The sequence below is a fragment of the Flavobacterium araucananum genome, from assembly GCF_002222055.1.
In the GTDB taxonomy this organism is placed as follows: domain Bacteria; phylum Bacteroidota; class Bacteroidia; order Flavobacteriales; family Flavobacteriaceae; genus Flavobacterium; species Flavobacterium araucananum.
This window is the reverse complement of sequence record NZ_MUGS01000111.1, coordinates 311-693: the sequence shown is the minus strand read 5'-3', so window position 1 is coordinate 693 and position 383 is coordinate 311. Positions and strand designations below refer to the sequence as shown.

General features: G+C 39.2%; 1 pseudogene. It reads right to left on the bottom strand.

The features are described 5' to 3' along the window. Positions 1–383 (bottom strand): annotated as a pseudogene (locus tag B0A64_RS25675) (T9SS type A sorting domain-containing protein); the annotation flags it as partial.

Below are 383 nucleotides of genomic sequence, written 5' to 3'. Positions count from 1 at the left end.
TTTAAAACCCAATAATCGGTGCCGTTACTTACCATACCTCCTAATGAAGTAAGTGTGCTGGTACTATTGGAGTTTCCTCCTGCTATATAGCCACCGTCTTGTGTCTGATGAATTACATAAAGCTGATTGTCTCCATTGCCGCCATAGGTATTTTGCCATTGAATCTCTCCTTTCTCATTAATTTTTAGGATCCAAAAATCTCCAATGCCTTTAAGAGCTTCTGTTTTATCTCCGGATTGTGGCGAGTTCGAATATCCACCTAAAATATATCCCCCGTCTATAGTCTGCTCCATGCTTCTTAATATATCAGCATATTGTCCTCCATACGTTTTTTGCCATTCTATAGCTCCTGCTTTATCCAGTTTTACAATCCAGTAATCCAT